General features: G+C 48.6%; 16 protein-coding genes. 6 read left to right on the top strand and 10 right to left on the bottom strand.

Annotated features, from left to right (window positions below; translation table 11 throughout):
* The gene (locus KHQ09_RS17460) at positions 1-534 is read right to left on the bottom strand and encodes a DUF2628 domain-containing protein (RefSeq protein ID WP_022709156.1); all 534 of its coding nucleotides are present in this window, start codon (positions 532-534) and stop codon (positions 1-3) included.
* A gap of 2 nt (positions 535-536) precedes the next feature.
* Positions 537-1,139, bottom strand: a complete 603-nt coding sequence (gene hisB, locus KHQ09_RS17455; RefSeq protein ID WP_420801460.1) for an imidazoleglycerol-phosphate dehydratase HisB — start codon at positions 1,137-1,139, stop codon at positions 537-539.
* A 166-nt stretch (positions 1,140-1,305) separates the two neighbouring features.
* Between hisB and hslV the strand changes: the two genes are divergently transcribed.
* The 4 genes from hslV to KHQ09_RS17435 all read left to right on the top strand — a co-directional run bounded on the left by hslV (position 1,306) and on the right by KHQ09_RS17435 (position 4,982).
* Positions 1,306-1,863: an ATP-dependent protease subunit HslV gene (gene hslV, locus KHQ09_RS17450; protein ID WP_022709154.1), complete on the top strand. Its 558-nt coding sequence runs from the start codon at positions 1,306-1,308 to the stop codon at positions 1,861-1,863.
* 57 nt (positions 1,864-1,920) lie between these two features.
* The gene (locus tag KHQ09_RS17445) at positions 1,921-2,520 is read left to right on the top strand and encodes a DUF2585 domain-containing protein (protein ID WP_213599586.1); all 600 of its coding nucleotides are present in this window, start codon (positions 1,921-1,923) and stop codon (positions 2,518-2,520) included.
* 5 nt (positions 2,521-2,525) lie between these two features.
* Positions 2,526-3,833, top strand: a complete 1,308-nt coding sequence (gene hslU / locus KHQ09_RS17440; RefSeq protein ID WP_075653920.1) for an ATP-dependent protease ATPase subunit HslU — start codon at positions 2,526-2,528, stop codon at positions 3,831-3,833.
* Positions 3,834-4,013: 180 nt separating this feature from the next.
* A complete protein-coding gene (locus KHQ09_RS17435) occupies positions 4,014-4,982 on the top strand; it encodes a DUF1402 family protein (RefSeq protein WP_213599584.1) in 969 nt (322 codons plus the stop codon).
* A 218-nt stretch (positions 4,983-5,200) separates the two neighbouring features.
* On the opposite strand, the gene KHQ09_RS17430 is transcribed toward KHQ09_RS17435, so the two are convergent.
* From KHQ09_RS17430 to KHQ09_RS17415, 4 genes are all read right to left on the bottom strand, one after another.
* The gene (locus tag KHQ09_RS17430) at positions 5,201-5,578 is read right to left on the bottom strand and encodes a helix-turn-helix domain-containing protein (protein WP_022709150.1); all 378 of its coding nucleotides are present in this window, start codon (positions 5,576-5,578) and stop codon (positions 5,201-5,203) included.
* The gene (locus KHQ09_RS17425) at positions 5,575-6,264 is read right to left on the bottom strand and encodes a Smr/MutS family protein (RefSeq protein ID WP_213599582.1); all 690 of its coding nucleotides are present in this window, start codon (positions 6,262-6,264) and stop codon (positions 5,575-5,577) included. Before KHQ09_RS17425 ends, KHQ09_RS17430 begins: the two co-directional genes overlap by 4 nt.
* 58 nt (positions 6,265-6,322) lie before the next feature.
* On the bottom strand, positions 6,323-7,438 hold the full coding sequence (gene mltA / locus KHQ09_RS17420) for a murein transglycosylase A (protein WP_213599580.1): 1,116 nt from the start codon (positions 7,436-7,438) through the stop codon (positions 6,323-6,325).
* A 164-nt stretch (positions 7,439-7,602) separates the two neighbouring features.
* Positions 7,603-8,307, bottom strand: a complete 705-nt coding sequence (locus KHQ09_RS17415) for a Tim44/TimA family putative adaptor protein (RefSeq protein ID WP_213599578.1) — start codon at positions 8,305-8,307, stop codon at positions 7,603-7,605.
* Between the two features lie 489 nt (positions 8,308-8,796).
* Here KHQ09_RS17415 and KHQ09_RS17410 point away from each other — a divergent pair, with 489 nt between their 5' ends.
* Positions 8,797-9,339 (top strand): FxsA family protein, encoded by a 543-nt coding sequence (locus KHQ09_RS17410; RefSeq protein ID WP_116088637.1) that lies wholly within the window; start codon positions 8,797-8,799, stop codon positions 9,337-9,339.
* Positions 9,340-9,663: 324 nt separating this feature from the next.
* Positions 9,664-10,149 carry a protein-export chaperone SecB gene (gene secB / locus KHQ09_RS17405; protein ID WP_022709144.1) on the top strand — a complete coding sequence of 162 codons (486 nt, stop codon included), beginning with the start codon at positions 9,664-9,666 and terminating at the stop codon, positions 10,147-10,149.
* Positions 10,150-10,220: 71 nt separating this feature from the next.
* Here secB and dnaQ read toward each other — a convergent pair whose 3' ends face one another.
* The 4 genes from dnaQ to KHQ09_RS17385 are packed head-to-tail and all read right to left on the bottom strand — an operon-like array spanning position 10,221 to position 12,987.
* On the bottom strand, positions 10,221-10,922 hold the full coding sequence (dnaQ, locus tag KHQ09_RS17400) for a DNA polymerase III subunit epsilon (protein WP_213599576.1): 702 nt from the start codon (positions 10,920-10,922) through the stop codon (positions 10,221-10,223).
* Between the two features lie 19 nt (positions 10,923-10,941).
* Positions 10,942-11,532 (bottom strand): dephospho-CoA kinase, encoded by a 591-nt coding sequence (gene coaE / locus KHQ09_RS17395; RefSeq protein WP_213599574.1) that lies wholly within the window; start codon positions 11,530-11,532, stop codon positions 10,942-10,944.
* Between the two features lie 11 nt (positions 11,533-11,543).
* Complete coding sequence (locus KHQ09_RS17390; RefSeq protein WP_213599572.1) at positions 11,544-12,395, bottom strand: shikimate dehydrogenase; 852 nt, start codon at positions 12,393-12,395, stop codon at positions 11,544-11,546.
* Positions 12,388-12,987: a Maf-like protein gene (locus tag KHQ09_RS17385; protein WP_116088633.1), complete on the bottom strand. Its 600-nt coding sequence runs from the start codon at positions 12,985-12,987 to the stop codon at positions 12,388-12,390. The genes KHQ09_RS17390 and KHQ09_RS17385 overlap by 8 nt, the downstream gene beginning before the upstream one ends.
* Positions 12,988-13,031 lie beyond the last annotated feature (44 nt).

Here is a 13,031-nt window from a genome sequence, read left to right as displayed (position 1 = left end):
TCACGACCTTCCGTGATAATCAACCAGACCGATCATAGCGCCGTCTGCAGCATGTGTTGCCGCAGGAACCGCCGTGCCGGTCACAGTACCGGACAAAACCTTATTGTCAGAAGATACAGAGACAGGCTCTGCTTTTTCTGCCGGTTTTGCAGCACCATAAAAATAAAGAGTTTCCGCATCGCTCAAGTCATTGGCGCTGATGAGTGCCACTTCCTCATACCCCTTGCGTCTGAGCGCTGTGAGATACCAGTTACGCCCTTCCAGCGCAACAAACAGCGACAGCAAAAGTGACAGGCCGGAAACGACAAAAGCAGAAGAAAGATAAGAGCCCAAAACGCTGAATGCACCCCAACCGATCAGAGCCACCATAAGCGCATGCCACCACAAGCGATGCACCAATAACCAGAGAAACGGCAGGATCAGCGCGAAGACGGTAAATTCATCGCGCACAAAAATCGTATGATCACCCGCAACAGCTTTAACCGGTTTCAGTTTTACCGCGTCCGTTGGTTCCAGAACGATATAGCTGGCCATAATCAGCCTTTCAGCGTGCCTTTTGTCGAAGGAATGGCATCTTTCTGCCGCGGATCGGTTTCAATCGCCATACGCAATGCGCGCGCCACAGCCTTGAAACAAGTCTCGGCAATATGATGATTATTGATACCATAGCGCATATTCACATGCAGGGTAATGCCCGCATTCTGCGCCAGCGCCTGAAAGAATTCCCGCACCAGTTCCGTATCGAATGTGCCGATTTTCGGTGCATTGAAGGCCACATTCCACACCAGAAACGGACGACCGGATACATCCAGCGCCGCAGAGGTCAGTGTCTCATCCATAGCGAGATCAATCGAGGCATAACGCACGATGCCGCGACGTTCACTCAGAGCTTCCGCAATGGCTTTACCAATGGCAATGCCGGTATCTTCAACCGTATGATGGTCATCAATATGCGTATCACCCTTGGTGGTTATTTTCATATCAATCAGCGAATGTCGCGATAATTGCTCCAGCATATGATCGAAAAAGCCAACGCCGGTCGAAATATCGAAACGGCCCGTACCATCCAGAAAGACTTCAGCTTCAATGCTGGTTTCTTTGGTGCTGCGGCTGACTTTTGCTATACGCTGATTGCTCATATTGATAACCCGATCTTGTTCTTCTCCGGCCTTGTTCTAGAACAGTGGTTGAGTTTTGCCAAATGCTTTGATGAAACAGGCTGTATTATTGTCCGTTGTAATTTACGTATGAGATCATAAATACAGCAGATCGATTTGATGAAGACCAATCAGCGGAGTTGCGCAAATGATTGAACATAATCCGAATACAATTTACGGCACCACCATTGTCACCGTGCGCAAGGGCAATAAAGTGGTGATCGCCGGTGACGGACAGGTGTCCCTCGGCCAGACCATTATGAAGGGCAATGCCCGCAAAGTGCGCCGTATCGGCAAAGGCGGCAGCGTGATTACCGGTTTTGCCGGTGCGACTGCTGATGCTTTCACCCTGCTTGAACGGCTGGAAGCCAAACTGGAACAATATCCCGATCAGCTGATGCGCGCATCCGTAGAGCTGGCCAAAGACTGGCGTACAGACCGCTATTTGCGCAAACTTGAAGCCATGATGCTGGTTGCTGATAAAAATATCACGCTGGCCATTACCGGTCTTGGTGATGTTCTGGAGCCGGAAAATGGCGTGATGGCCATCGGTTCCGGTGGTAATTATGCGCTGTCGGCAGCACGTGCACTGATTGACACAGACATGGATGCGGAGACCATTGCCCGTAAAGCAATGACCATTGCAGCGGAAATCTGCGTTTACACAAACAGCAATTTCACTGTCGAAAGTCTTGATTGCGCGTAAGAACCTGCCAATTATGCGGTATCGTTATTTAGTTTTGTAAAACACTAAAGGTTTATCGTGACCGCATCATCACTTCCGCCTGCCGCGTCAAAGCCACATTGGCAGTGGGATAAAATCCTGCTCATCATTGCAATCACAGCAGCCATTCAGGCGGTTACTTTGTACATGATGGGGCGCGTTCCGGTCTGCGAATGCGGAACAATCCGTCTCTTCGTCAATGAAGTGAACAGCAATGAAAATTCCCAGCAATTCTTTGACTGGTACACGCTGTCTCACATCATTCACGGTTTTATTTTCTACGGATTGTTCTGGCTGATTGCACCAAAAGCACCGCTGCATGTGCGGTTGCTGCTGGCGCTCGGACTGGAAATCGGCTGGGAGCTGGTTGAGAATTCGAATTTCATTATTGAGCGCTACAGGGCCAATACATCCTCCGTGGATTATTTCGGCGACAGTATTCTCAATTCCGTATTCGATACGCTCTCCATGGTACTGGGCTTTTTTCTCGCAGCCCGGCTTCCTATATGGGTGATTATCGTCACGGCAGTGTTTTTCGAAATTCTTGCCCTTATCGTTATTCGAGACAACCTTATTCTCAATGTTATCATGCTGCTGCATCCGGTTGACTTTATCCGGCAGTGGCAAAGCGGATCCTGATAAATATGACCACATTTTCTCCTCGTGAAATCGTCTCTGAGCTTGATCGCTTCATTATCGGTCAGAAAGCTGCCAAGCGCGCTGTTGCCATTGCCCTGCGCAATCGCTGGCGCCGTCAGCAGCTGGAAGGCAATATGCGCGAAGAAGTGATGCCGAAGAACATCCTGATGATCGGACCAACCGGTGTCGGTAAAACGGAGATTTCACGCCGTCTTGCCAAGCTGGCCGGTGCGCCTTTCATCAAGGTTGAAGCAACAAAATTCACTGAAGTCGGCTATGTCGGCCGCGATGTGGAACAGATTATCCGTGATCTGGTGGAAATCGCCATTGGCCTCGTTCGTGAGAAAAAGCGCGAAGAAGTGAAAGCCAAAGCCCATATCAATGCGGAAGAGCGCGTATTGGACGCATTGGTCGGCAAAACTGCCAGCCCTGCAACCCGTGACAGTTTCCGCAAGAAACTGCGTGAAGGCGATCTCGATGATAAAGAAATCGAGATTGAACTGGCAGATAACAGCTCCGGTATGCCGGGTTTTGAAATTCCGGGTATGCCAGGCGCCAATATCGGCATGATCAATTTAAGCGATATGCTGGGCAAAGCCATGGGCGGGCGGACAAAACCGCGCAAAACCACGGTTAAAGAATCCTATGCGCTGCTGATCAATGATGAATCCGACAAGCTGCTCGATCAGGATCAGGTGACACAGGAAGCACTGGAAGTCACCCAGAATGACGGTATCGTTTTCCTTGACGAGATCGACAAGATCGCATCCCGTGAAGGCGGTATGGGGGCAGGGGTTTCCCGCGAAGGCGTGCAGCGCGATCTGTTGCCGCTTGTCGAAGGCACAACCGTTGCGACCAAATACGGGCCGGTTAAAACCGACCATATTCTGTTTATCGCATCGGGTGCTTTCCATGTTTCCAAACCATCGGATCTGTTGCCGGAATTGCAGGGACGTCTGCCGATTCGTGTTGAGCTGAATGCTCTGACACGCGAAGATTTTCGCTCGATCCTGACGGAAACCGAAGTCAGCCTGCTGAAACAATATGTGGCGCTGATGGCCACAGAAGAAGTGACGCTGGAAATCACCGACGATGCCATTGATGCGCTTGCGGATATTGCCGTTGATCTCAATTCCACCATTGAGAATATCGGTGCACGCCGTCTGCAAACGGTAATGGAAAAAGTATTGGATGATATTTCATTCAATGCGCCGGATAAAAGCGGTTCCACTTTCACCGTGGATGCAGCTTATGTGCGCAGCAGCATCGGTGATCTGGCCAAGAATATCGACCTGTCACGCTTCATCCTTTAATGCGGATATAAGCCGACTATAAGCATTGTGTGACATTCACACATCATATGCAGTTAAGTTTTTGAAACCCTCTCGACTTGTGCGCGAGGGTTTCATATTTTCTGCGCGAAGTTAAAATGCCGTGCTTTCCTGAAATTCCCATTCAGCAGGACAGCAAATGCGAACGGAGCAAAAATACCTATGAACCTCGGCAACAATTTTAAACGGATAGCAATTGCTGCCGGAACAGGTTTTTTTGCACTTACACTCGTCTCAAATGCACAGGCTACAACTGTCGTACCGGCCGGTAACCGCAATGCCGAGCAGCCGACCATTCCCGGCGCTTCCGCCAACCGCACCAAAAAAATGCGCACGACTTATGAAGCCAAATATCAGAAAATCTACGGATTGCTGAAATCGGATCGTGGCTTGCGCACCAAAATCAAATCGGCGGCCGCAGCTTATAATGTTGATCCCGTGCATATTGCCGGTGCGATTATCGGCGAGCACACCTATAATGTTGATGCCTATGACCAGCTGCAGACCTATTATGTCAAAGCTATTTCCTATGTGAAACAAGGTGTCAGCTTCAGCTATAAAGGTGAATCTGTCAGCGATTTCATCAAACGTCCTGAATTTGAGAAATGTGCCGGTCTGTCAGATAGTTATTCCCTCTGGACATGTCGTGAAAATATCTGGGACAGCAAATTCCGCGGCAAAAAAGTCGACGGAAACTCCTATCCGAATAACCGCTTCGCTGCCGTATTTTTCCAACCTTTCTATGCAGGTCAGACCTTTGGTCTCGGTCAGATCAGTCCGCTGACGGCTTTGCAAATGTCTGACATGGTCAACCGCGTATCCGGCCTGCCGAAGCTCAGTGCCGATGATGGTGCACAGGTTTATAAAACCATTATGGACCCTGATCTGAGCCTGCACTATATGGCGGCGACCATCAAACATTCCATCACAGCTTATAATAAATATGCTGATTTCGATATTTCGAAAAATCCGGGTATTACCGCAACTCTGTATAATACCGGCGGTGCAGACAGCCGCGCCCGCGCTCTGGCGGCTATCAATGCAGGCAAACAGAATAAACAGCTGCCGCAGGAAAATTACTATGGCTGGCTGGTCAATTCCAAAATCGATGATCTGAAATCATTATTTTAAATTGAGGTTTCAGAGCGTGTCGCGTTTAGTTGTATCCGCTGCGCTCGCTCTGTCTTCTTGTTTTTACGCATGTCGTTAGCGGAAAACCGGTGTCCGCCTTTCCGCGACCTGCTCTAGAGCGGTTTACGTCCAGATTGGAACACAGCGCTCGCTCTAGATTTTTTATTTGGTCGCATTATCACTACCGTCAAGTTGGATCAACTTGACGGTGAAATGCTCTAACGCAGGCTGCGATGTTTTTTATGAGCCAGCCGCAGCGTTGTGCTGAGGCTTTCGATCATATTCCTGTCCAGAATACGGATATGATTGGCCAAGAGATTAGCTAATTCTGTAGCCTCCGGCGACAGGCCAGAAGTGTCGATTGTCACACGCGGATGCGAGATCATTGCCAGATTTTGCAATTCCTCTGCCTCATCCCAGATAATATTGAAATAGCCGATAATTCTTTGCAGCAGATCCCATGTCGGCTGACCGCGGCGCCCGTGCTCCAGTGCTGAAAGATAAGCGGCCGACACGCGGATAGCTGTCGCCATTTCCTTCTGGCTGACACCGCGTTCCTCACGCAATTTCCGTAAACGCTGACCAAATGGTGTCATGATAATGGCCGCTTTCCTGACGGGAAGGACTGGCGCTCTGCGAGCTTCTCAGCCGGTGTTTTACGCAGCCTGACATAGAGCGCTCCTTGCCCGCCGTGATGGCGCACAGCATCCTCATAGGCGCTCACATAGAGGCGGAAGAGGGGCGTGGAGAACCAATGCGGCACAGCCTGTTTTAACACGCCGTCACTGCCCATAGATGTGCCTTTGCCGGTAATCACCAAGACAAAGCGCAGACCTCTGTGCCAGGCATCTGAGAGGAAACCATATAGCAGATCGTGCGCTTCATGCTGGCGCATACCATGCAGATCGATCCGCGCCTGAATTTCAACGCGCCCCTTGGCAATCTTACGGATTGTCGGCCGGTCGATATCGTGAAGCGGATTGGTGACCACATCTTGTTTCTTACGGCTTTGCAGAGATGTTTCACCGGCTGCTTTGGCAACAGACGCTTTGACCGGCTCGGCCTCCACACGCTGCGGAATATTGATACCATTCTCAATATCCCACAGATGCATATCCTCGATCACAAAGGCCTGTCGTGGCTTAACAGGACGCAAAGGACGGGTTGTTCGTGCAACTGTTTCCCAGAGAATACGATCCTCATTTTTGAGAAAGCCAGAATTCTGTTTTGATAAAACCTCAGCCGGATCGGGTTCCACTTTCGGATTTTTTGGTATTTTCATTATATTTTTATCCGAAATGCGCGTGGCAGGGCGCTTATTCTTTTTGTGTTTCATAATGCTAATCCGCCACAGTTTTTCTGGGAACCAGCATTATAAAATCAGCATCATGGCGTATTCCGCCGGCAAGCTCGCCAGCCGCATCGCCGGAACCGAAAAACAGATCGCCGCGGGCAGGGCCAAGAATGGCTGATCCGGTATCCTGAGCAATCATCAAATGACGAAAAACCTCGCCATTTTCTAAATTCTTATGTGTGTTTATGAAAAACGGCGTGCCAAAGCAATGATATTTACGATCCACCGCCAGCGATCTTTGTGCGGACAGAGGTACTTTGGCAGCCGCCACCGGCCCTGACAAAGGATCATCCACCGGAGCTTCACGGAAGAAAATATAAGACCGGTTATGCCACAGAATTTCATCAATACGAGCAGGGCGCTCTGCCAGCCATTGCCGGATCGACTGCATAGTGACCTTTGCAGGTTCCAGCTCGCCTTTATCAATCAGAACCCGTCCTGCACCGGTAAAGCCATGGCCTGACTTAGCCGCATAGGTCAGGCGCATCTGCGTGCCATCGTCAAAATTCAGACGCACAGCGCCTTGTACATGAGCGAAATAAACATCCACTCTATTGTCTACATAGGCAATTTCCAGCCCCTGATCTGCCAGCGCACCCTGATCAATTGCTTGCCGGTCAAAATATTCTGTCACCTGCCCATTATGATAACGGCCAAAAACCATATCTTCGGGCAAATTTTTCGGACGGTTATCCGCATCCAGCTTGATGAGATCTGGCGGCTTTCGATAAAACGGCACTGAATATTGTGCAGTTTTTACACGGGAAGCAGCAATTTCCGGTTCGTAAAAACCGGTTACAAAACCGGTTTTCCGGTCATGGGGAATGATTTTAACGGGATAAAAGCAGCGCTCAAAAAATACACGCGCTGTCTGCCGGTCGATTTGTTGTGCCGCCGCCAATGAGCGGGCCTGCGCAAAAACAGGCACAAGGTCTTCAAATTGCGGGCCAAGACTACCGCTCTTATAGAGGTGCGTTTCGGCATAGATGGCGGATTTCAAAAAAGTATTAAAAGCTGCAGCGTGATTATCTTCTGCCCAGCCAGCGCAATCGGTGAAATTGAGAAGCTCAGTGGAGCAGTGCGCAGCAGACAGATCTGACATAACACTGCTCCTCAAATATTTTTAAGTTCTGACACTTACCGATGCTGACCCAGTAACAAAGATAGAGCATTTCCAGTTTTTGTATAATCTGAGGAAATGCTCTATTTCTTTGTTTTTACGCATTTCCTGGCGCAAAACCGGTTCCCACTTTTGCTGGAAATGCTTTAATCTTCCGCTTCGGTTGCCACCAGTTTCCAGTTCGGATCGCGGTTTGCAGTATTGCGGGCAAAAGTCCAGACATCGCGGATTTCCGCAACTGTTTCCAGATCACCGTCGATAATATTGCCCTGCTTGTCCTGTGTCGCAGAGATCATCTCGCTGACAATACGCACTGTGACCTGCGCATCCTTACCTTTCATATCAGCCGCAACAATTTTCGCCTGATTGATACCGACAAAGGTGGAATTGACCTTTTCACCGCGGGTTTCACGTTCTTTGATCGCAGCATCAAAACCTTCATAAACATCTTTGGAAAGCAGGTTTTTCAAGGTTTTACGATCACCGTCCGCATAGGACAGTACAATCATCTCATAGGCCATTTTGGCACCGTTGAGGAATTCTTTCGGATCAAAACCGGCATCCTGTGCGCGAATATTGCGCAGACCGTTGTTCAGCTCCGAGCCTTCCGGTGCCATTGCATCAATTGTTGTAAAATCTTTTGCCTGATTTTCAATTGTCTGGCGTTGCGGCAGCGAAACAACATTGTCTTTCTGCTGCGACAGAGCGGCAGTATCATCCTGACGCGTTGTATAAGGATCAAAAGGCGGCCGCTCATTGCCTGTGCGTTTGCCCAATACACTGCGCAGCTGCAGGAAAATAATCACTGCAACAATGAAGAAAAAGAATGTGCCAAAACTGAAAAAATTCATACCGCTCGCCAATTATCTCCGCAGTGATCTGCCGGAACTCACAATGAACTTCTAGAGCATTTCCAGTTTAAATTGAATCATTATAAATGCTCTAGTCTTTTGTTTTTATGCGTATCTTGTTCCGAAAACCGGTTCCCACTTTTCGGGATGCACTCCAGCTATTCAGTTTCAGGTTTTGCCTGTACTGAAGAATTATACAATATCTTTTTTACAGAACATATTCTGAATATGCTGTACCAGACCGGATATTGTATAATTCTTCAGTACGGGCAATCTGCCAGATGTGCTGCAACCAGTTATTAAGACGGCTCAAAGATACCATAAAAACGCTATGTTTTGAAAAAATATATAGTTCACCGCATTCCGGCATTCAAATGCCAAACCGGAATTCTTATCTGTATATCCTGTTTAAAATCATAATCCGGCATATTTACGGTAAAATCCGTCCGTGCCGCTCCACTATCAAGAGGTTCATCACCCGTGACAAAAATGCTTGGTCCGATCAGCCTGCTGCTGTTTTTAGCCCTGCCATTTATAGAGATCGCCGGTTTTGTCATTGTCGGTTCAGAAATCGGTGTGCTGGCAACACTTGGTCTGATTATCCTCAGTGCGGTTCTGGGTTTTGCATTATTGCGTCGTCAGGGTCTGAGCCTGCTTAACCAGATGAAAGCAGAAACCGCCGCAGGGCGTGCACCGCAACGTGAAATCATTCACGGAACCTTGCTGATTTTTGCCGGTATTTTGCTGATTATTCCGGGATTTCTGACCGATATTATCGGGCTTTTGCTGTTTATCCCGTTTGTCCGCGACCTGATCTGGAATCGTTTTTTACGTAACCGTGTGGTGATGGCGACTGATTTTCAGGCAGGCAGCGCCAGCTATCAGCATTACGGACAAAGACATACGCCACAGGATGACGATATTATTGATCTCGACCCTGAGGATTATTCCAGTTCATCGGATGCGGACAAAAAGAGTAAGAACTCTCCCTGGGGTACAGATCCGAAAGAGATTGAAGACAACAGAAAATGAATATGCGGCGTGAAAACCGCAGAACAGCATAATTTATTGCCGGTACTGCGTTTTTACGCCTGTCTTTTTAGTATTATCAAATAATGCGCCGCGTTATTGCCTGTAAAAGGTACATATGCTAGCCAAAAGACACATGTTTCGGATTGCTTTTGCAACAGCCATTGTTTTCTGAAATCAGGGGTTCAATTTTATGGTTCAATTGCTTCTTGCGAAGTTTGTTTTACAATAAAATTGTATAAGCTTTCAAAGTGTTACAGCACAAATCATGTGTTGTCATACTGTTCGACGGTCTGTCGATCATCGTTAACAAAAAGGTATATGATAATGGCAGAGACGCCAAACGAAGCACAGAACGGTAACGGTAGTGCACAGCCATCCCTCAACATTCTGGCTCAGTATATCAAGGATTTTTCCTTTGAAAGCCCGAATGCACCGCTTTCCCTGCGTCCGCGTGAAAATGCGCCAAACATCAGCATCAATGTTAATGTGAACGCAAATCCGATCGCTGAAGGTGATTTTGACGTTGTTCTGACCCTGACCGCACAGGCCGGTGAAGGCAAAGAAGTTCTGTTCAGCACAGAGCTGGTTTATGGCGGCGTTTTCCGCATTCAGAACATTCCGCAGGAACATATGCTGCCGATCCTGTTCATCGAATGCCCGCGTCTGCTGTTCCCGTTTGCCCGTCAGATCATTGCTGATGCAACACGCAATGGCGGTTTCCCGCCGCTGATGATCGATCCGATCGATTTCGCCACCATGTTCCAGCAGCGTATGGCTGAAGAACAGGCAAAAGCTCAGGTTAAAAACTAAGCTTTCTGAAAATTTTACAAAAAAGCCGCTGCGTCTCAGACACAGCGGCTTTTTTATTTTCTAAGCAATAATCAGTTCAAATATTTTTTCCAAATTGCTTTATCACCCATTTTATCAATGAGCTTCTGATGCGCAGCAAGATCATCAGCAGTCAGGCGTGAGGGCAGGGGCTGAGGGCGTGCTTTCAGAACAATATCGGCAACAGGTTCATTGCCGTTCTTGTCTTCATTGGCAGATTGTACGCTCAGACCCAAAGATGTCTGACGGCCGCCGAGCAGCTCAATATAAACTTCTGCCAGCAATTCTGTATCAAGCAATGCACCGTGCAATTTACGATGCGCATTATCGACGCCATAGCGCTTACACAGCGCATCCAGCGTGTTTGGCCCCATAGGATGCTTGCGACGCGCCAAAGCCAGCGTATCAATCACCACGTCGGTAGAAATCGGTGTCCGGTCAATCCGCTCCAGTTCGGCATTCAGAAAGCCGATATCGAACATCGCATTATGCGCGACCAGTTTTGCGCCTTCGATAAAAGTCAGAAACTCATCCGCAATTTCAGGAAAGGTCGGCTTATCCAGCAGGCTTTCATCGGTAATACCATGAACAGCCAATGCGTCCGGATGAACCTTTTTGCCCTGCGGATTGATATAGATATGAAATGTTTTGCCGGTGATGAATTTATTCACCATCTCGATACAGCCGATTTCGATCACCCGGTCTTCATTTTTCTCAAGGCCGGTGGTTTCTGTATCGAAAACAATCTCGCGCATAGTTCGTCCTGTAAATTGCTCATAAAGCTGTGTTTAACAGCTTTTCTAAAATCTCTGAAACTTGCTGACGGGCAAATTCTTTGTCCTGCCCCGTATCAACAATAAAATCGGCTTTTGCGCGTTTTTCAGCATCCGGCATCTGACGTGCCAGAATAGACTGAAATTTCTCTTCCGTCATATTCTCCCGGGAAAGCACCCGTTCCCGTTGCATTTCATAAGGCGCACTGACCACAAGGATTTTATCCACACGGTTCGTTCCGCCGGTTTCAAACAGCAGCGGAATATCCAGAACCACGAGTTTGGCACCTTTGGCCTCAGCATCGCGTAAAAACTGCTGTTCTTTAGCATGGACGAGTGGATGAACAATATTCTCAAGCTTTTTAAGCTCATCCGGCTTGCCCAGAACACTGGCCGACAGGATTTTACGATCAACTTGCCCGTCAATAACAGCTTCCGGAAAAGCTTCCGCAATCAGCGGCACGGCTTCAGACTGATAAAGCTGATGCACGACCGCATCGGCATCATAAACCGGCACATCTTTATCCGCAAAAATCTGTGCGGTTGTAGATTTCCCCATGCCGATTGAGCCTGTCAGTCCAAGCTTTATCATAAGTCTGCCTATCAAGATTTTTGAACATCATTCAATATGATCTGACGCAGTTCATCTGTCACCTCAGGACGCAACCCGAACCAATGCTCGAAGCCCGGCACCGCCTGATGCAACAACATACCAAGGCCGTCCACACAGCGTAATCCAGCCTGACGCGCCTGAGCCAAAAACGGTGTTTCCAAAGGAATATAGACAATATCCGTTGCAACCGCACCGGCTTTGGCTGCGGAAAAATCAAGCGGAAAGGCCTCTGCCTCGCCATGACCGCTCATGCCCAGCGAAGTTGTATTCACAATCACATCAGCAGAGCTGACAAAGCCCTGTGCCTGATCCCAGCCTGTAGCTTCAATTTTTGAACCAAAATGATCAGCCAGAGCCTGCGCCCGCTCCACAGTGCGGTTCACTACAATGATTTTCTCAAATCCACGGTTCAGCAAAGCATAAAGCACTGCGCGGCTGGCACCGCCTGCCCCCAGAACCAAAGCCGTTTTGCCGCCTTTGTCCCAATCCGGCAATTGCGCATCGAGATTTGCGACAAAACCATAGGCGTCCGTATTACCGCCATTGAGCTTATTTTCCGCATCTATCCACAGCGTATTCACAGCCCCGATAGCCTCTGCTGCGGCATCACGTTTTTCACATAATGCAAAGGCAGTTTCCTTATGCGGAATAGTCACATTCCCGCCACGCAAGCCTTGTTCTGCAAGGGTTTTGGCAAAATGCGGAAAGTTCTCAGGGCTGTTTTCAATCGCCTTGTAAGAGCCGCTCAAACCATAGCGCTGCAGCCAGTAATTATGAATTAAAGGCGAGCGCGAATGTTTAATCGGAAAGCCGGTTACAAAGGCCTGTTTCATCTCAGCCATCAATAATTCCTCTGGCACGCAATTCTTTCAGCAAAGGCAGTAATGGCAAGCCGACAATGGTGAAATAATCACCGTCTATTTTGTCGAAAAGCTGAATACCTTCACCTTCAACCTGATAAGCACCGACACTGGAAAGCGCAATATCGCCGACCCGCGCCAGATGACGGCCGATAAAGCCCGGCTCCAGATGACGCATGGTCATATAGGCAACTGAAACATGACGCCATACGGTCTGGCCGTTCTGAACCAGTACCACGGCACTGTTCAGCTGATGGGTTTTACCCGACAAAGCCAGAAGATGGCGGCGTGCGCCGTCCATATCCGCAGGTTTGTGGAAAATTTCATTGCCAAGCGACAATGTCTGATCACAACCGATAATCAGTGCATGCGGAAAACGTTCACTCACTTCTTCCGCTTTGGTTTCTGCAAGGATCAGCGCCACGTCTTCCGGCGTTGCACCGGTTTCATAAAGCGGTGCTTCCACTGCGCGCTCATCAATATTGGCTTTCTGCGATGTAAACTGAATGCCCGCATTCTTTAAAAGTGCTGCACGAAAAGGGCTTTGAGAAGCAAGGATCAAAGGCAGTGCCATATTGAAAACTCCGTTTAAATATCAAAAAACTCACTGCCATATAC

Origin of the sequence: Pseudochrobactrum algeriensis, assembly GCF_018436245.1 — a bacterium.
GTDB lineage: Bacteria > Pseudomonadota > Alphaproteobacteria > Rhizobiales > Rhizobiaceae > Pseudochrobactrum > Pseudochrobactrum saccharolyticum.
Note: the sequence above shows the minus strand (reverse complement) of the source record. Positions and strands in the feature narration are given on the sequence as shown.